18 protein-coding genes are annotated in these 18,889 nt (G+C 55.0%); 7 read left to right on the top strand and 11 right to left on the bottom strand.

Annotated elements, in window-relative coordinates:
• The first annotated feature begins 71 nt into the window (after positions 1-71).
• The 3 genes from RAL90_RS02010 (at position 72) to RAL90_RS02000 (ending at position 2,676) form a co-directional block, all read left to right on the top strand.
• Positions 72-674 carry a YdcF family protein gene (locus tag RAL90_RS02010; protein ID WP_306252864.1) on the top strand — a complete coding sequence of 201 codons (603 nt, stop codon included), beginning with the start codon at positions 72-74 and terminating at the stop codon, positions 672-674.
• A gap of 18 nt (positions 675-692) precedes the next feature.
• Entirely contained in the window at positions 693-1,499 is an 807-nt protein-coding gene (locus tag RAL90_RS02005; RefSeq protein WP_306252863.1) for a 1-acyl-sn-glycerol-3-phosphate acyltransferase, read from the top strand.
• 82 nt (positions 1,500-1,581) lie between these two features.
• Positions 1,582-2,676, top strand: coding sequence for a DUF2125 domain-containing protein (locus tag RAL90_RS02000; RefSeq protein WP_306252862.1), 1,095 nt, complete (start codon positions 1,582-1,584; stop codon positions 2,674-2,676).
• A gap of 23 nt (positions 2,677-2,699) precedes the next feature.
• Here the strand turns inward: RAL90_RS02000 and RAL90_RS01995 are convergent, their stop codons facing one another.
• From RAL90_RS01995 to RAL90_RS01970, 6 genes are all read right to left on the bottom strand, one after another.
• On the bottom strand, positions 2,700-3,383 hold the full coding sequence (locus RAL90_RS01995; protein WP_306252861.1) for a hypothetical protein: 684 nt from the start codon (positions 3,381-3,383) through the stop codon (positions 2,700-2,702).
• 10 nt (positions 3,384-3,393) lie between these two features.
• The gene (locus tag RAL90_RS01990; protein WP_306252860.1) at positions 3,394-5,559 is read right to left on the bottom strand and encodes a xanthine dehydrogenase family protein molybdopterin-binding subunit; all 2,166 of its coding nucleotides are present in this window, start codon (positions 5,557-5,559) and stop codon (positions 3,394-3,396) included.
• A 3-nt stretch (positions 5,560-5,562) separates the two neighbouring features.
• Complete coding sequence (locus RAL90_RS01985; protein ID WP_306252859.1) at positions 5,563-6,024, bottom strand: (2Fe-2S)-binding protein; 462 nt, start codon at positions 6,022-6,024, stop codon at positions 5,563-5,565.
• A 191-nt stretch (positions 6,025-6,215) separates the two neighbouring features.
• On the bottom strand, positions 6,216-7,379 hold the full coding sequence (locus RAL90_RS01980) for an IS30 family transposase (protein ID WP_306252534.1): 1,164 nt from the start codon (positions 7,377-7,379) through the stop codon (positions 6,216-6,218).
• Positions 7,380-7,514: 135 nt separating this feature from the next.
• Positions 7,515-7,838 (bottom strand): FAD-dependent oxidoreductase, encoded by a 324-nt coding sequence (locus tag RAL90_RS01975; RefSeq protein ID WP_306252858.1) that lies wholly within the window; start codon positions 7,836-7,838, stop codon positions 7,515-7,517.
• An 86-nt stretch (positions 7,839-7,924) separates the two neighbouring features.
• Complete coding sequence (locus RAL90_RS01970; RefSeq protein ID WP_306252857.1) at positions 7,925-8,722, bottom strand: hypothetical protein; 798 nt, start codon at positions 8,720-8,722, stop codon at positions 7,925-7,927.
• Positions 8,723-9,332: 610 nt separating this feature from the next.
• On the opposite strand from RAL90_RS01970, the gene RAL90_RS01965 reads away from it, so the two are divergent.
• A complete protein-coding gene (locus RAL90_RS01965; protein ID WP_306252856.1) occupies positions 9,333-9,971 on the top strand; it encodes a hypothetical protein in 639 nt (212 codons plus the stop codon).
• Between the two features lie 167 nt (positions 9,972-10,138).
• The gene (locus RAL90_RS01960) at positions 10,139-10,537 is read left to right on the top strand and encodes a hypothetical protein (protein ID WP_306252855.1); all 399 of its coding nucleotides are present in this window, start codon (positions 10,139-10,141) and stop codon (positions 10,535-10,537) included.
• A 172-nt stretch (positions 10,538-10,709) separates the two neighbouring features.
• Here the strand turns inward: RAL90_RS01960 and RAL90_RS01955 are convergent, their stop codons facing one another.
• Positions 10,710-11,669: a prephenate/arogenate dehydrogenase family protein gene (locus RAL90_RS01955; protein ID WP_306252854.1), complete on the bottom strand. Its 960-nt coding sequence runs from the start codon at positions 11,667-11,669 to the stop codon at positions 10,710-10,712.
• Positions 11,666-12,460, bottom strand: coding sequence for a class I SAM-dependent methyltransferase (locus RAL90_RS01950; protein ID WP_306252853.1), 795 nt, complete (start codon positions 12,458-12,460; stop codon positions 11,666-11,668). Before RAL90_RS01950 ends, RAL90_RS01955 begins: the two co-directional genes overlap by 4 nt.
• A gap of 74 nt (positions 12,461-12,534) precedes the next feature.
• Here RAL90_RS01950 and gloB point away from each other — a divergent pair, with 74 nt between their 5' ends.
• Positions 12,535-13,323: a hydroxyacylglutathione hydrolase gene (gloB, locus tag RAL90_RS01945; protein WP_306252852.1), complete on the top strand. Its 789-nt coding sequence runs from the start codon at positions 12,535-12,537 to the stop codon at positions 13,321-13,323.
• A 2-nt stretch (positions 13,324-13,325) separates the two neighbouring features.
• Entirely contained in the window at positions 13,326-13,721 is a 396-nt protein-coding gene (locus RAL90_RS01940) for a cupin domain-containing protein (RefSeq protein ID WP_306252851.1), read from the top strand.
• Here the strand turns inward: RAL90_RS01940 and RAL90_RS01935 are convergent.
• The 3 genes from RAL90_RS01935 to RAL90_RS01925 form a co-directional block, all read right to left on the bottom strand.
• On the bottom strand, positions 13,718-14,164 hold the full coding sequence (locus RAL90_RS01935) for a hypothetical protein (RefSeq protein ID WP_306252850.1): 447 nt from the start codon (positions 14,162-14,164) through the stop codon (positions 13,718-13,720). The genes RAL90_RS01940 and RAL90_RS01935 overlap by 4 nt on opposite strands.
• Positions 14,165-14,261: 97 nt before the next feature.
• Complete coding sequence (locus tag RAL90_RS01930) at positions 14,262-15,221, bottom strand: DUF4908 domain-containing protein (RefSeq protein ID WP_306252849.1); 960 nt, start codon at positions 15,219-15,221, stop codon at positions 14,262-14,264.
• A gap of 179 nt (positions 15,222-15,400) precedes the next feature.
• The gene (locus RAL90_RS01925; RefSeq protein ID WP_306252848.1) at positions 15,401-18,631 is read right to left on the bottom strand and encodes a TonB-dependent receptor; all 3,231 of its coding nucleotides are present in this window, start codon (positions 18,629-18,631) and stop codon (positions 15,401-15,403) included.
• Positions 18,632-18,889 lie beyond the last annotated feature (258 nt).

Genomic DNA, 18,889 nt, shown 5'->3' with positions numbered 1-18,889 from the left:
GGTAATATCTGCAGTGCTCTGGGCCACCCTTTCCGGGAAGCCCATGGAGGCGGCGTAACGGTAGGGGTTGAATGCAGAAACTGCTGCGACTGGTGACATTCGTTTTCCTGCTCTGGCTGGGCGGGTTTTTCGTCTTTGTTGCAACCCTGCCGCGTGAAGGTGATCCGGCTGTCGCCGTTCATCTTCTGGCTTTGCAGAATGAACAGACGGGCATTATCGCCCTGACAGGCGGCGGCGGGCGACGCATCGGGGCGGCCGTTGATCTGCTGGCAGAACGGCGTGGCCGGAAAGTCCTCATTTCCGGGGTGCACCCGGATACCAGAAAAGAAGAGCTGGCGGCGCAGTTCACCGGCTCAGACCTTCTGTTCGACTGTTGTATCGATATTGGCAAACGGGCACTGACCACCAAAGGAAATGCGATAGAAACCCGTGACTGGGTTCAGGCTGAGGGTTTCAACACGGCCATTCTTGTCACCACGGATTATCATGTTCCCCGCGCCAGGGCAGAAATTCACGCCATTATGCCTGAGCTGAATGTGGTCGTCTGGCCTGTCGCTTCCAAATCCGCCCCTGCAGAAGGCTGGCTGACATCATCGGAAGCCTGGCGTGTTCTCATGACGGAATATATGAAATTTCTGGCGGTGCGCCTCGGGCAGTTGCTGCCTTTGTCCTGACAGGCTATCTCCCCTTAGATGTTGATTCTCCTTCGCTCTCTCCTGCTCAGGGTCTGGCTTGTTCTGGTGACAGCCGTGATTGGCACACTTGCTTTCGTTACGCTTGCGCGGCGTGACTGGGCGCTGGCGCTCGGCAAGTTCTGGTGTCGCACTGTGCTTTTTGGCGCACGCATTTTTTGCGGCGTCGATCACCGGATCGAAAACCCGCAAAACATGCCGACCAGCGGGGCGCTGATTGCTGCAAAACATCAATCCTTCTGGGAAACCATGGCCCTGACCCTGATTCTGCCAAAGCCGTGCTTTATCCTGAAAAAGGAACTGCTGATGATCCCGATGTTTGGCTGGTGGCTAAAGGCCTGCGGCTTCATCCCCATTGATCGCAAGTCAGGCATCAACGCCATGCGCAGCATCATCGAGCGGGCCCAGAAAGAAACCGCTGACGGCTATCAGGTCCTGATCTTTCCGGAAGGCACGCGGATGCAACCGGGCACGACCGGCACCTATCACCCGGGAGTCGCCGGGATTTATGCCCGGCTTGGCCTGCCCTGCCATCCTGTCGCCCATAATTCAGGATTATACTGGAAGCAACCGGGGCTGATCCGCCATCCAGGCACCATCACGGTCAGTTTTCTGCCCCCTGTGCCCACGGGCCTCAGCCGCAAGGGATTCATGGCGGAGATACAGGAAGTGATCGAACGGCACTCCCTGGAACTTTCCGGCTTCGATGCCCCTGCAGACGAAGAAGACGATGATGATGAGATATTGCCGACACCAGCGCCTGCGAAACGCCCATCCCGGGAAAAACCGGACAGGGTCCGTCATTAAACCTGATTTATCCTGCAAATAGCGGCTGCAACAGGCAGACTGCTGCCCTAAACTGATCCCTGAAAAATCCGGAGAATTTCTCGTGAGCCAGACAGCCTCAAGCCCGCAATCATCAGGAAAACGCGCCAATCGCTGGCTGCTATATGGACCGCTGGGCGCTGGCGGCGTCATCTTCGCGATCTATACAGTCATCTGGATGATGGGGGCGAACATCATGCGCGAGGAACTTAACAACTGGATAGATGATCAGCGGCAAAGCGGTTTTGTGGTTGAGCACGGGAAAATCAGCGTTGAAGGATATCCGTTCCTGCTGCGCGGCAAACTCATGGCGCCGGTCTATGGCAACCCGGAGGATGGCTGGGAGTGGCAGGCAGAGCGGCTTTACGTGGACACAATCCCCTACAATCCCACCCGATTGATCCTGATGCCATACGGGGAGCAGCAGGTGCGTGTCATGGCAGATCAGGGCACGGAAATCTGGCGGATCAATGCAGATGTCATGAAAGCCAGCCTGTCCGAAACGGCCAATGCGGTTGAACTGCATAATGTTATCGCTGCCCCTGAGGGCGGCACATCGGCAACAAGTTTCAACCGGATTTCCATCGGCTCGCTGCGTGCCAATACCTATCTGCGAGATGATGAAGAAACAGGCCGCCAACAGGATATCGGCCAGTTCGCCCTCTTGGCAGAAGCAATTTTCCTTGATGGAGAAACACCTGAACGTGGTATACGGATCACGCTGGCGGATGCCAGCATTGATGCTGCACGCCTGCCTGAATTGATGGACGCGGTCGGGGGGCGCAGTACTTATCTGAACTGGCAGCGCGCTGGCGGTGAAGTGCTCATTAGCAGCGCCCGGATGGTTGTTGGCAGTGGCGACGAGACGATGCCTGCCTCCAAAGTTGCCCTGACCGGCAACCTGAGCGTCGATTCAGACAGCTATCCAGCGGGTGACCTGACAGCCAGCATTGCCGACCATGCCGGGCTGCTCTCTTTGCTTGTCAATTATGATCTTCTGTCAGCGGATAATGCCAGAGATGTTGATGGGACACTGAGCATGATCTCTTCTGCCATGGGCGAAGAAATGCGCGTGCCTCTTCAGTTGAAGGATGGTCGTGCCCGCGTTAGGACACCGCTGGGCGGCATCACCATCGCGCGCCTTGAGCCGCTGGAATAAAGGCTGCCTTCAAGAGGCCTTTCCTAGGCCGGACAATGCGCCCCGGCGTCAACCCAGGCAGAGGTCAAGGCACCGAACAGTGCCTGCTCTCCGGGTGCCGGGCTGCGGCCCTCTCCCGGGTTCCAGGCCCAGTTCACCAGATGGTCCTGCGTGTTGTGCTCAACGAGATCTTCAAGCGTGCGTCCGCCATTCAGGCTTTCATCCTTGATCTGCACACAAAGCTCAGCTGGGCTGGCACCAGCCCAGCCCATGCTTTCAGGCGCCAGCAACCAGGGCTCTGCACCGGGTATTGAGCCTTCCATGCTGGCAAAGGCGACATTTTCTTTGCCGTGACAGGTATCGCAGCCCATCGCTTCTGCGCCGAGGCCGGCACCGCGTATCACCGGCGGTTCATGCGGCTCCATATTGTCGCCCTGTGTCGGGCCGCCATAGCGTGGATGACAGTTTGAGCATCTTGGGTGCAGAAGCACCTTCGACATTTCCTCAAACAGGGCTGCTGCACGCGCATTATCGTCTGTGATGGCTGCAAAAGAGGCAGGTGTTTTCAATCCCTTCACCTCTGTTACATCTGTATAGGCTGTATTTTCATGGGCGCCCGAGTGACTGTCCGTCGCCGCCTCTTCTGCCCCCTTCTCCGCACAGGCGCCGAGCAAAAGGCCGACCGCGACCATGGATGTAATCATTTTTGTCATGACATTTTTTATCATCTTGTCGCTCCTAGGCCTTTAGGCTCTTGATCATCGGCAGTTTGCGCACAGGCTGTCCCGTTAACTGCCGCACTGCGTTGGCGACAGCCGGGCCGATTGGCGGCGTGCCAGGCTCACCGACGCCTGTCGGGGCTGCATCAGAGGTGATGATTGATGTTTCCACATCCGGCATCTCGGCAATGCGCAGAGAGCGATAATCATGGAAGTTGGACTGCATCACCTTGCCGCCCTCCCCCAATTCAAGCTCATTGAAAAGCACCGCACCCAAACCATACCCGATGCCACCTTCCATCTGCGCTTTGATAATTTCCGGATTAACCGCAATACCGCAGTCAACCGCGCACCAGACTTTATGGACACGCGGCACACCATCCTCAATGGAAACCTCAGCAATTTCCGAAACGTATGAGCGGAATGATTCAACACTAGCCACCCCCAGCGCATGACCTTCGGGCAGGCTGCGTCCCCAATCCGCCATTTCGGCAACCCGGCGTAGCGTCGCCGCAAGGCGCTGATGATCGCCCATCAGGGCAAGACGCCCCTCGACAACATCCCGGCCACCTTTTTCCAGCAGTTCGTCAATGAATGTTTCAACCGTGTATCCCGTATGCGTATGGCCGACCGAGCGCCACCATAAAGTCGTGACCGGACAGTTCAGGATATGGCAGGAAGCATTGAAATTCGGTACAGCATACGGAATGGCACTGCCGCCCTCGACCAGCCCGGCATCCACACCATTCTGGATCATCATGCTCTCAAAAGGCGTATTATACAGGAATGACTGCCCGGCCATAACATGATCCCAGGCCACGATATTGCCGTCAGCATCAAGCCCCCCACGCATCCGGTGCGCTGTGACAGGTCGATAGAACCCACCCTGAATATCATCCTCGCGTGTCCACATCAGCTTGACCGGCTGCTCGCCCCCAGCGGCCATGAAAACCTCTGCGGCTTCAGCCGCAAATTGCGACATGGGCTGGGCACGCCGGCCGAAACTGCCGCCAGCCAGCATGGTATGAACATGGACCTGCGCCTGTTCAACACCCGTTACAGCGGCAACAGCCTGCTGATCAAACCCGGGTGCCTGGCTACCCATCCAGACATCAATGCCACCATCATCGCGGCGTGCGATAACAGCATCCAGCGGCTCCATCGGGGCATGAACGAGATAGGGGAACTCATAGTCCGCCTCCAGCGTCGTAGCGGCAGAGGCAAGTGCCTGATCGACATCGCCTGTTTCACCTGCAACAGCGCCGCGCCGTTTCACAGCGGCAACACGCTCGGCCATGATTTCGTCGGACGTTCTTGTTTCTGCCTCGCTTGTATCCCAGGACACATCGAGCAGCTTGCGCCCTTTCAGCGCGGCAAATGTGTTCTCGCCATAAACAGCAACGCCGGTGCTGAGCTGCTTGACGTCCGCAACGCCAGAGACGACCCTCGCCTTCGCATCATCAACTGAGCCCACCTTTGCCCCAAAGACTGACGGGTGCTCCAGCACCACCGTCAGCATATCATCCTTGTACACATCAAGGGTGAATATGGCGTCGCCATTTGACTTGCTGGCCGTGTCCAGTTTGGGCACATTTTTGCCGATATAGACAAACTGGTCAGGCGTTTTCAGTGTCGGCTCCTGCGGCACATCAAACCCGGCGGCACGTTCGGCAAAGGTGCCGAATGTTGCGCTCTGGCCACTGCTCGGATGCGCAATGATGCCTTTCTCGACGCGGATATCAGCTGCCTCAACGCCCCATGCCTCTGCTGCGGCAGAGACAAGCATAGCCCTGGCAGCAGCGCCAGCCTTGCGCATCAAGAGGAAGGAATCAGCCATGGCCGTAGAGCCGCCAGTGATCTGCATGCCGCCGCTTACTTTATTCGTATAGAGATCATTATCTGCGGGGGCATGTTCAGCGCGGATCTGGACCCAGTCAGCATCCATCTCATCTGCCACAAGCGTGGCGAGACCTGTCCATGGACCCTGGCCAAATTCAATATGTTTGACAATCACCGTGACGAGATTGTCTGCCCCGACCCGGACAAAAGCATTATAGGCGTGCGTTGCCGATAATGCGGCATCCTGCGCCCTTGTTTTCATGGGCAAGGTCAGCCCGATCATCAGGGCACCTGCACCCGTGAGGAAAGTACGGCGCGATGGCGCAACTGTATCCAGTGGTGACATGATCTAGCCCTCCAGCTTTTCGCCGGCGGCCTTCACAGCCTTCCGGATACGGACATATGTCGCGCAGCGGCAAATATTCCCGGCAAATGAGTCATCAATATCCTTGTCACTGGGTGACGGGTTCACCGCGAGCAAGGCCGTCGCCGTCATGATCTGGCCTGACTGGCAATATCCGCATTGCGGGGTATCAAACGCGGCCCAGGCCTCTTTCACCGCGTCGGCTTCTGCCCCATCGAGGCCTTCAACCGTGGTGACCGCGGCCCCCTCCAGCGCGGCAATCGGCGTCACACAGGCGCGCCGTGGCCGGCCATTGACATGCACCGTGCAGGCACCACACTGGGCAATGCCGCAGCCAAACTTGGTGCCGGTCAGGCGCATATCATCGCGCAACACCCACAACAGGGGCGTATCGGGATCGACATCAACTGTCCTGTCCTGATTATTGACGTTCAGGGTAACTTTCATTTCTGATACCTCCCGCGATACGGGCCTGAATAGGCCGCTCATCTCCTCTGACGCGAGTTTACGCCTGTTGTGTCGCGAAGTCTACGGAATGGCAAAATTTGCAGGGGCTCAAGTCGAGGTCTAGTGACTGTCCCTGGCCCCAAATTGCCGGTCAACCCGTCTTTTCGAGCGACTTAAAAGCGCCTGCCGATTCAACCGGTCATCGCAACACAGGTATTTAATCGCTCAGCTGGGGTCTCATAGTCCAGTGTTTTTCTTGGGCGCTCATTTAGTTCTCTGGCGATCGCGTCCAACTGCTCCTGGGAGTGCACTGACAGATCCGTTCCCTTGGGGAGATATTGGCGCAATAGCCGATTGGTGTTTTCGTTCGTGCCGCGCTGCCATGGACTTTGCGGATCGCAGAAATAGACTTCGATATCCGTTTCAACAGTGAAGCGCTTATGCTCTGCCAGTTCATGGCCTCGATCCCAGGTAAGGGATTTATAGAGTTCGTCTGGGATTCTGTTGGCATGTTCGATCAACGCATCGACGACGGTTTCAGTGCGCCGGTTGGCTACCTTTGCAAGCATCACATAGCGCGAGTGACGCTCAACCAGGGTCACGATGAAGCTATGCTTGGGACCACAAATCAGGTCACCTTCCCAGTGACCGGGGACGGCGCGATCCTCCACCGAAGCAGGTCGTTCGCTGATCGAGACCGCATCCTTGATCTGTCCGCGTGGGTCTTTGCCTTTAAGCGCATGTCTTGAACCGCGTAACTGGCGACACGTTCGTAAATACTGCACGAGCTCTTTCTTCAGCACACCGCGCGCCTGTACGTATAGGCTTCGATAGATCGTTTCATGAGACACGTTCATCGCCTCTTGCCTTGGGTGCGCCCGCGCTAACCAGCCGGCGATCTGCTGTGGTGACCAATGGCGCTGAAGCTTGCAAACTACAACTTGCCGCAACTCATCATGCATGGCCAGCTTGCAAGGCTTCGGACGTAGGGCCTGCTTCCAGGCGCGCTTATCTGCTTTGACCGCGCGGTAACGCCTGGCGCCACCATTGCGCTTGATCTCCCGGCTGATGGTTGAAGCAGCACGCCCCAAAGCGCGTGCAATCGATCGGATGGATCGGTCCACCATAAGTCCTCGAGAAATCTCTTCACGCTCAGCCAAACTCAAACAGCCGGGCGCGCGGCGACGTTCAACCGGAGTATACCCACCCGTCGAACGAATATGTTTGAAAATGCTCGAAGATGGTTTTCCGAACTCTCGCCCGATCGACTTCATTTGTTCGCCGCGTCGCCATCGCTCCCACAGCTCTGCCTTTTGAGCCGGTGTAAAGCCAACCCGTACGTATTTCTTCCTCATCACTGTCGCTCCACATATCGAATTTATCGTATGTGTTGCGACGACCCATTGAACGCACAGCCCTAAAACGGACACTCGTTATGTTTCTAGCGAGTCGAGAACACGCATGCTCAAGAGTGGTCAATTTGGCGTTAGTTATTGAGGATATGCTGCATTTAGGGCTGTGGGGGCACGGGAGACGAGCTCATCGTCACTTTCGTGGCTCAGATCAAGCGCCGGCGTTGCAGCATTAAAGGCCGCGATAATCGGAACACCTAAATACTCATGGAAGTTAATCCAGTAGTTGAACTGCCCGCGTGGCAGGTCATTTTCCGGTGTTGTTAAGTCCTGATCCCAGAACACCTCATCAAACAGCAAATACAGCTTGTCCAACACGCCCATACCCATTCTGCCGATGGCCGACACTTTTTCTTCCGATAGCGAATGTTCGCGCTTTTTAATCTGCGGAGAAAACGGCACGTGGTGAGCCGGGGCATATCACCCTCTGAGCTGTTTAAATACTCTTGGATACGGAAATATGTCAGATCAAATCGCGACTACTACAGCTATTCAATCCGTCGTAACGCTGCGACGTTTGGCATCTCCTCCACAGATAACCATTCCTCATACCACCAATCATCCGGCGTTTTTTTCTTATCGGCTTTGTCGTTATTTTTGCGCTTAATGAAGTCTGATAGTTCTGCTTCATCTATTTTTTTAACAAGCTGAAGCTTCGACTTGGTCTTCTGCCAACGCTTACCGCCAAAGATAAATACCACAGCCTTGAAGATGAATATCACCATTGCGATCAAGTCAATTGGTGCAATCCATGACAAAAGAACAGTCGGCACATAGGTCAAATGCGAATCTAGAACACCGACTAGTTCTTTCTCGGGCATAAGCAACAGTGATGTCACAGAATTTTGATGGATAGTCAGAATTGTCTCTAGAAGATTGATCTCTGCGAGATCTACAATGCCATCTACCCAGGTAATGAATAAGGCATATGCAGATGAAAGGATAAGGACGCCCAACAACACAAAAAATACCATCTTTAGTATCAACCAAGCACCGTACAAGGACATTTTCGCATTCATATCGTCTATAAACTCAATATACTCATTCGCTTTCTTGATAAGAGACTCCGGTGTCGTAGATTTTGTGATCCTTATTTTCAGTAGATCCTTACCCTTATTAATTTTTGATTTTTCGTTCGCCTGTTTTGTTACCCAATTTTCTTCCAGCTCGGCGAGATCATCATTCAAAGGTGAAAGACATTTTAGCACCCAAACGCCGAAGCCTGCTAAAATGACCGAAAGGGCAAGTTGCAGATAGCCCATGATCTCAGCTTGATTAAATTCCATCCCTAACCCCACGATACGACCCCAACCCAGATCGTAGGACACATAAGCGTGTTACGTCTAGCCTTCAGAGATCGAGTGACGCTAAACCTGCAAATTCTTGTGCTCTCTTGCGCACTTCTCAGATTTTAACGCTCATTCTCATCGTCTCGATCACGCCCATTGTTCTGCTCAGGAGGTTTAGTCTGACCGGCATCTCTGAAACGCTCAGAAGTGGTCTTGTTGGATAGCGGTGTCATTTGAAGAGGCGGCGCTCACCGGTTTTTGCTTTTCGTTGCCGGTTTCGGGATTTTAGGTTAACGCCATGTGAAGTGGATCGCGTAGTGACGAAAGTCTGAAAACGGGATCACACTTAGAACTTTCGGAACACCAACGGCCGACTGTCATTGGCGAATACCCGCCGGTTGTGAAATTCGGGGGCTGGCAGGCAAGCGCTGGTCGCTTGTGCGCGATGGCGCCCGTTCAGCCTCATGCCAGCCCCCATTTCAGCCGCTTACCCCCCTTCAGCCCCCATGTTGTCATCGTAAACATTAAAATCTATGGGCCCCCCTTTGTCAGCCTTTAGTCTGGGTCTCCCGGCACATTTCGCGCCTCAAAAAAAAGGAGACCCCGAATGACTGCATCAACAACCGCATCAGCCCCACTCAGCCACGGCCGGGACCTTCTGCTCACGCCCCAGTCCCGCATCACCAACCTGCAGACAGCCCTCGACAGCCTGACCCTGCAGATCGCCGATCAGCGCAGCCTGTTCAATCCACAGGAAAAGCGCGTGCGCCTGATGCAGGATCAGGTCCGCCTCGTGGCCTGCCAGATCCGCTCTTACGAGAAACTCGAAGCCCTGAAAAAAGACATGGGGTTGAAAGTCACCATTGCCGAGGCGATGGCCGTGTACAACCAGCGAACCTGTACACCCGCCCCAACGGATGACGCAGATGCAACAAACACGGCAGAGGCAAAAGACACAGACACCAGCGACAAAGTGCACACCACTGCCACATCACCCACAAAAAAATCTGACCGGACCACCACGCCCGGCAATGAGATAATAGAGGCAGCCATGCCCGTTACAGGGGCAAAACCGCTGCAATCCGCCTCACCACAGCCAGCCGCCGCGGCGCGCGATGACGCCTTGCCCGGCCTCACCCCGAAAAAAAATCTCAGCCGGGCCGAGCGCCGCCGTCAGGCAAAAGCCGCGCGCAAAATGCCCGCCACAACAGCCGACCTGTTAAACGAGATCACCGCCATGGCCTGACCCCAGGATGACCCCAGGATGACCCCAGGCGCGCATACGCAATCAGCCGGGCCGGGAGTGGGTCATCGCTGTCATTCGATTGCCTAACTTGAACGACTGTTTCGCCCTCTTCGCGGAAGTCAGCGATCCATGCTAAGGAGAACGATGGCTAATAGGAGCAGGGCGCGATGACAGAAGCAGATCTCTTGGAACTAGCGGCTATGTCGCGAGCGAATTTGGGTTTTCTTTCAACTCAGATCATTGCCGTGCAATTCGCGCTAATTGCTGGAGTGTTCCTGTTTCTTAACCGCGCAGGAATTTTACTAAAGTTGGGTATCCTATTATTATATTCAGCCGGCTATGTGGCACTACTTGGCTTATATTATTGGGAGCAGGCCGCCTATGTTTCTGTCAGGGAAGCTATTCAGGCTCTCCCAGAGCAGAGCGCGGCATCTGCGGCTGTAATTGAATGGTTGCAAGGACCTGGCACGAACGTGTCTGCCTTGGTCAATGTGCTCTTCGTCGCGAACTGGTTTGTTGTTGCTTTCTTCTTGTTCGCGCCGGTTCTTGAGGATCGCGATAAATAAAGAAGCTTGATCCTTAGTTTCTATGGGCACTGTTTTAGAGCACATTGAAACGCAAATGTCCGCTTTGCGAATACCGGCTGGGTTTCTAACCAAGACATCCCCCCAAAAAAAAATTTGCAATGTCGGCCAAGACCTGGCGCTCTGAACCTGCCCTGATGCCTCTGGTCGGCGTCTACTGATCAGTGTCTGACCTTGTAGGCTTGCTGTCGCGGCCAAAATTCGGCTCGGCGGATTCCTGACCGGCGTCGATAATGGCCTTGCGCAAGCCGCGTGAGCGCGTGAATGCCTTTTCAAGCGCTTGCGCATCCCCCCAACGGATCGCCCGCTGCATCACAGCCAGCTCTTCCGAAAACCGGCCAAGCACTTCCAGCACGGCGTCCTTGTTATGCAGAAAAACGTCGCGCCACATCACCGGGTCAGAAGCGGCAATGCGGGTAAAGTCCCGAAAGCCGCCAGCTGAGTATTTCACAACCTCTGCCTCATTGACGCTCTCCACATCATCCGCCGCGCCCACAAGCGTGTAGGCAATCAGGTGTGGCAGGTGAGAGGTAACCGCGAGCGCAAGGTCATGATGGGCTGCATCCATCCGGGCAACATCAGAGCCGATGCTGCGCCAGAGGGTTTCGACTTTTTCGACCGCGCCCAGATAGGCATCATCCTGCCGGGCCAGCGGGGTCAGGATGCACCAGCGATTTTCAAAAAGCTCTGCGAAACCGGAAGCCGGGCCGGAATTTTCCGTCCCCGCAATCGGGTGTGCCGGCACCACATGGAGGTTTGGTGGCAGCTTCGCGGCAGCGTCTGCAACACTGCCCTTCACCGATCCCACATCCATAATGATGGCCCCGTCATGGGCGACATCAGCAAGTGCCTGTAACACGCCGGGCATCACGCCCACCGGCGTTGCGACAATGATGAGATCACAGCCTGCAGCAGCGCTGATGTCTTGTGACGTGGCGGTGACGATACCCAAATCAATGGCTTCAGCACACGCTGTTTCTGACTGGTCGATCGCGACCAGCTCGCGCGCCAGACCGTCTCGCTTCAGCGCGCGCGCAAGGGAGGAGCCGATCAGGCCGATGCCGATAATGCAGGCCCTGTCAAACAGGCCATGATTTTGCTCTTTAGGCGTCATGTCTTACCCGGCTTCACGATTACACCGCTTCCTTGCGGGCTTGTCGCGCGATCACCGACAGGATGCAAGCTGCGGGCACTGCGGCGTGTGGTGGCCGGGCGCAAAAGTCTTGGCTGCAATACATCCGCCTTGGTGCCGCCAGCGGGGATCGCAATTTCCTTGACCGCTTCCACAAGGGTCACCCCGGCCAGGGCCGACCACATATATTCGCCTGCCCGCTCCCAGGCGCGGGAGGCGCGCAACAAAAAGCCCATATCAAGCGGCGGAAAATAAAGGGCCGAGCTATGGGCCGCTGGCGTAAACATGGCGGATTTCAAGAGGCGGTCCAGCTGCACCCGCAGATAGGGCCGGCCAGCAGAAAAAGGCGTTGTTTCAATCATCGCCCATGGGCCACGCCGGTTCGGCACAACAATGATCAGCCGACCGTCATCGGCCAGCACGCGCCAGACCTCCCGCAGCAAGCGCCTTGGCGCAGCCGCCTCCTCAAGACCATGGACGATCAGAACCCTGTCCATGGAAGCATCCGGCAAGGGCCAGTACACATCACTGGTCAGGCAGGCATGATTTGCGGCGGCCCCGGCAGAAACGCCCATGCCTTCTGGCAGCAGCGAAAGGCACCGCTCAGCAGCGGAAAAGACCGGCAGATAGGGCTGACCATAGCCAAAACTTGCCACCCGCAAGCCCTCTGCCGAGCCCCAGGCCTGTTCAAGGCGGGCTGAAACATAGCTCGCCGTCGTCTGCCCGAGGGCAGAATCATAGAAGGCTTCGATATCAAGCACATCTGTGCGCATAGGTGCTTTGCCTGTTGCGGTTTTTTAAGGCAGTTTATTGCCTTAGCGTTTTAAGCATTGGTAAAGGACATATCATGCGCCAGGTCCACAAATTCAAAGCCGTTGATGTCTGTCAGTTTCCCTGCCTGAATGATAATTACGGATTTCTCGTGCGCGACAGGGCCAGCGGCCAGTGCGCCGCGATTGACACACCCGATGCGCAGGCCATCTCCGCCGCCGCCGCGGCAGAGGGCTGGCAGATCAGTCACATCTGGAACACACACTGGCACCCGGACCATACAGGCGGCAACTCCGCCCTGAAAGAGCACTGGAATTGCGAAGTCATCGGCCCGGCCGCCGAGGCTGGACGTATTCCCGCGGCAGACAGGCTTGTCGAAGGCGGTGAGACAGTCAGACTGGGCGATGTGTCAGCATCGGTGATCGCCACGCCGGGGCATACAACCGGCCATATCGTTTTTCACCTGCCGGGCGAACAGGTTGCCTTTGTGGGTGATACCCTGTTCGCGCTGGGCTGCGGACGTCTGTTTGAAGGCTCACCTGCCCAGATGTGGGACTCATTGCTGAAACTCCGGGCACTGCCCGACGACACGACCGTGTTCTGCGCGCATGAATATACTGCCGCCAATGCCCGGTTCGCGGTGACCGTGGAACCTGACAATACTGCCCTGCAAACCCGGCATGAAGAAATAATACGCTTACGGAGAGACGGTATACCGACCGTCCCGACAAAAGTCGGTATCGAAAAAGAGACCAATCCGTTCCTGCGCGCTGACCATGCGGCGCTGAAGGCCGGACTTGGCATGACCGCCGCCAGTGATGTTGATGTTTTTGCAGAGGTCAGACAGCGCAAGGACAATTTCTGAGCATGGAGAAAACCGCAGACGATACGGCCGCCCTGTTTGACCTCAAGCCGCATCCGTTTGATGGCTGGTTTGCCCCCATCCTGACGGACAAGCCCGGCCCTGCGCGCTTCCACTATCTCGCGAAAGCCAGTGAATATGCCGCCTGGCACCGCAGCAGCGGCCCTATATTGCTAACCCATATAGATGGTGCGCCCCTCACCCTTACCACCAGCGAAGATGGCCTTCGCGCACAGAACAGACTGCTGAAGCCGGGCGCGTCTTCTTCCGGCACGATTGGCGGCCATGTATGGCGCACCTGGGAGACACTGGGCCACTGGTCCCTGATTATTGTCAGTACAGAGAAAGCTGAGTTCTTTCTGGGCTGGGAGCTGGCACCAGACGATTGGTATCCGGGCTAAAGAGCGCCCTCAAGATAGCGCCGTGTCTGGCCAAAACCATTGCTGCCCGGGCTTGCGCCAAAGCGCAATGTCGTGCCGGAAAGGCTGGGGCCGGAGCCATCCCCGCTGCACTGGAATGATCTGATTTTGCTGCGCACCTTATCGGCCTGACCACTGTTGCACAGCGCTTCAACGGCACTGAGCGCACCATCACAGGCGCGCGCCAGGCCACGCCCCGCATTCGGCCAGTTGCCGGAGCGACGCCAGTCAATCCTGGCACTAATGGAAGCACCGCATTGGCCGGAAGTGTAAGCGGCTTCACCGCGCAAGGCCTGCTCTTCAGCCTGCCGGATGCGCTGCTCTTCAAGTGGCCGGTCATCCTGTACCAGCGCGACAGGCTCAGCGCCCGCGGCCGCAAAAGCAGACGCGAAAAACAGGCAGAATGTGCAAATAAACGCTTTCATCGGACACCAGATTACCAGAGCTTTGTTGAATACAAGATGAATCAGGCATGTGAAAGACCGGTTTGCGGCAAAATCACGACAGGCCGTCACCAAATCGTTAAAGCACACTCTCCAGATACCGCCGGATTTCCGCTGAAGAGGGTCTACCGGCAACGCCATTGCGCTCACTGTAGTAAACGATCAGCGTGGCATCTGCATACGCGACACCGGCTACATCACGTGGCCGGAACTCGACAGCCTGCAAGCGACGCGAGACAGCGCGCTGACCAAGTGAATCAGAGGCCACCAGATCAATGGCCTTGGCCGCCGTCAGAACAGCATCCCCCAGCACCGACTGGCTGGCAGGAGGACTGTCCACGGACATGAACGAGATGAAAAAGTCATATTTTTCAATAAGGTAACTCGTCACCTGACGCATACGCTCATCAACATCGGCAACAGACATGGCTGGAGGCACTAGGGCTTGTGTGCGGCTGACGACCGGCAGCACAGCGGCACCGCCTGCCACAACCGCCCCGAAGGAGCTGGCCGACAGATCAGTCAAAGCAGTTTCTTCCGGATCGTAGAGCGTCGCCCCGCCTGTTGCCGTGACGCGCAGGACCGCCTCACCGCGCCGGTTCTTGTAGGTCACATCGCCGCGCGGGCTGCGCCCTGCCCGCAGCAGGAGAATTTCCTCATGGGGCTGTCCCTGCAGCAGCCAGCATTCAAGGCTGGCATCATTTTCATCACAGTGAAACCGTAACAGGGCTGTCTGGCCACTGACCTGCAGAGTAAAACGGGTGTCACCCTGCGCCGTTTCGTAAAGTTGCGGCTCACGGCTCGACAGCCGGACCGCGCTGGGGCCACGCCTGTTCAACAGGGCAGAAAACGGATCAATATCCGGCAAGCTGCTGACATCGGAAAAACCGTCACCATCCTGCTGCGCCAGCGCCGAGCCAGAGGCCAACCCGAATGCAGGTCCCGATGCACACCAGAGACAAAAGCACAGGAAAGCCGACAGCAGCATGGTGCGCATGGCACGCTCAAAATCCGCTTGAGATTTCGTTCGGTCTTCCATCACTTCCTGTCATTCAACATCGGCAGATTACTATTACAGCAATTTGTCAGAATTAGGGACGGGATTCTACCGTAGCTGTGTCTTGCCGTCTCATGACCAGCAGAACGAAAAAGGGTGGCCAATCGGCCACCCCCTTACGCTACTCATACGCTTCGGAACACTACGTGAAGCGAACTGGACTAGAACTCGTAACGCGCACCAAACTGGATTTCCCAGGTTGAGATACCGATATTACGGCTCTGCGCACGAGGAGCAGTAAAATCAGAGATCACATATTGATTATTGGCATGGTCAATCGTCGCATCAACGATCGGTACATTGAACTCAAATGTGTTCTGGCGATAAATGCCCCACTCGTCGTTAAGCAAGTTGGTGAAGTTATCAATATCAACGATGAACTTCAGCTTGTCGTCACCAAATTTCTTCGGCAGCGGAATGTTCTGCTGAATGCGCAGATCAACCTTGCCGTTCCAATCACTTTGGAAGGCGTTACGCGGGGCGATACCACCACGATATTCACCGAGACCGGAAGCTTCGATGAAGTTCAGATACTCCTGAACAGCTGCGCCATCGGAGAGCGGGCTGATCAGCGGATCATTCACGCCGGTTGGCACATAAACCAGTGACCGATCTTCAGATGCATCTGAGTCACCAAACAGGTTGCCCGGCGATGTTGGGTCACCATCCCCAAATGGGGTATCGAAAGTATAGGAGAACGGACGCCCTTCATTATACTGACCGAAGAACGTGAAACGTGTATTCCATTCCGGTTTCCATTCCCAGTCGAACGTCACACGGGCTGTGAAACGTTGCTCAACTTCCGAGTTGGAAGTAGCTGGCGTTGGGTTATTGAAATCAGCCGTCGAGAAGTTTTCGAAATTTGAAATAGCCCGTGAAGATGTCAGCGGAGAAACTTCCTCTGCATCCGTGTAGGCATAACCCAGTGTCATATCGATACCGAGTTTTTCAAACTCCCAGTCCTTGTTCAGGTATGTAGAGAAAGTGAACGCATCAGGTGTCTGATTTGAGTTCGTCAGGAAGAAGTCACCATCACCCGAACCACCACTGCGAGAGTCACAGTTACCAGTGAACGTACCCGTTGGAGAAAGTACTTCCGGACAATCAGGATCAAGGAGATCCTGAGCTGCATAAATAGGACGACCATCAGGTGCTCGACCTACGAGCTGCAGGTTGGCCTGCTGGAACAGGAATGGATCTTCTGTTTCGGAGTAGAGGAAATCCACACCAAACAGCCAGTCATCACCCATACCCCAATCGCTGAAATCAGCATTATATGTGCCACCAAGAGCCCAACGGCGCACCTGAGGAATTTCAAAGTTGGGATCAATGAAGTTCACGAAACCATCGCCGATGGAGCCGGAGGCCGTAACATCTGCCTGCATCTGGGCAGGAATGTCAAAACCGTTGAAGCCATTGATGATGGAAGGATCAGTCTCGAAAGTAGAGCCCAGGAAACCGGTATTTGAATAGCTGTTGGACAGCAGCACAAACGGGTTGCCGCCAGAGAAAATACCGAAGCCACCGAAAAGCGTTGTGCGGTCATCAACCTGCCAGTCAAAAGAAATACGAGGCTGGATAATGGATTTACCGTCAAAGTTCTGATCGTTCGGGATGCCGTAACGCTGTTGTACGCGTGGGTTACGGGTCGGCGTATCGTCAGTGGTATACATGTCAATCCGCAGACCAGCAGTCAGCGTTAGGTCAGGAATGCCTGTATAGGTATCCTGCGCGTAAACTGTGTGGACCGTGTTTTCAAACTGCGCCGCACCATCAGCAGGGTCATTCGTGAAGTAGTTGGCGTAGAAAATGGATGACGGTGTCTGATTCTGGAAGTCAGCCAGACTGTCAAAAGATGCTTCACCTTGTGAGAAGGCCACGAACAGGTTGAACACTTCGATATTGTCGTATTCGTACCCAGCAGTGAACAGGTGATCATTCCACTGATAGTCACCTTTCAGTTTGATATTCAGCTGCTCCTGTTCAAGTTCGTTCGCATGACGGAAAACATCAGGCCCCAGTGTGATCTCATCACCACTGGCAGAGTCAATCACCACCTGGGCAAATTCGGTACCACCAATCGGGTCCTGCCCGGTTACACGCTCCTGGTAGGAGATACGCGCTTCAGTTGAGAAAGCCGGTGACCATTCAGAGAACAGGCGTGCGGTGTAAACATCCAGCTCTTCAGTACGATTGTAGTAGTTGGACGTCAGTGCAATATCACCGCCACCAGTGTTCTGTGGGATTACATTATTGCCTTCAGTACGCTGATACTGAACTTCCAGACGGTTTTGGTCATTGATGTACCAGTCAAGTTTACCGAAGAAACGCTCGTCTTCTACGTCAAAAGCCGTGCCCGGCAGTCCACCAGCATCATAGCCATAAACGCTCTGTGCAATGGAGGCCGCCTGCTGGAGTTCTGAGGACAGCGCCGCCAGATCGTCTGGGTCAATGTTGTTAACATCTTCGCCTTCAAACTTTTCGTAGCCGAGTGTGAAGAACAGTTTGTCCTGAATGATTGGACCCGTCAGCACCCCACCATAACTGTATTCATCAAAATCTGCGATATCAAGATCATCACCTTCGATTGAGTCACCCTGCAGATCGCCGTTCGTATAATCGACAAAGAACTTGCCGGAGAACTCGTTTCCACCTGACTTGGAGACGATATTGACGTTACAGCCAGAGAAGTTGCCGTACTCAACATCAAACGGTGCCAGCTCGACGGAGATCTGTTCTACAATGTCGAACGGGAACGGAAGGCGCTGTGTCGGGAAGCCATTTGAATTAAGGCCGAAATTGTCGTTCTGGACAACACCATCAACTGTCAGTGAGTTGATGCGGTTTGAAAAACCAACGCACTCAATGCCGTCATTGTTGGTTTCGTCAATAAATACACGTGGGTCAACGCGGATGATGTCCTTGATGTCACGGTTCGTTGTTGGCAGGTCAATGATATCCTGTTGTGTGAAAACGGCTGCGGGGCCGGTTGCGATATCAGCCAGAACACTTGGTGTGCCGACAACGATAATTTCGTCGCCTGCAGCGCCTTCAAGATCGAAAGTCAGGCTGGCTGCTTCGCCAACTGTCAGGAAAAGACCTTCAATACGCTCACCCTGAAAACTGCTATTATTGGCAGACACTGTGTACGGACCACCAACCGGGAGGTTACGACTTGAAAACTGGCCATTTGAATTGGTTGTGACGGTACGGCTGACGCCAGTACGCGTGTCAGTAATTGTTACCGTGGAGTTTGCCAGAGGCGCGCCACTATCATCTGTTACGACGCCACGAACGGAAGATGTTGTTGTTTGCGCCATTGCAGTGCCGCCCAATGCAGCCGTCAGCGCTATTGCAGCCGCGCCGGCTGCGAGTGCCTTCGTTAATTTCATGTCGATAATCCCCAAAGATTAAAAGGTTGTCGGCAACCATTTGCCCACTGGTTCGCTTAGGACTGGTTTGCGACAGAGACGTGACATATTTTCAAAGATTTCATGTAAGTCATCTGCATTCGGATAGACTCATGAATCAATTACATATTTTATTTTGCGACACATTTATGAAGCGCACGGAGCGCTCAAAAAACATGCAACAGAAGTGTCACAAGTTGCACAACAACATTACGATCTGACAAGTTTGAGATGAGCCTG

Source organism: Parvularcula sp. IMCC14364 (assembly GCF_030758415.1).
Classification (GTDB): Bacteria; Pseudomonadota; Alphaproteobacteria; order Caulobacterales; family Parvularculaceae; genus Aquisalinus.
The sequence above is the reverse complement of the archived record's forward strand: the minus strand, read 5'-3'. Positions and strand labels throughout refer to the sequence as shown.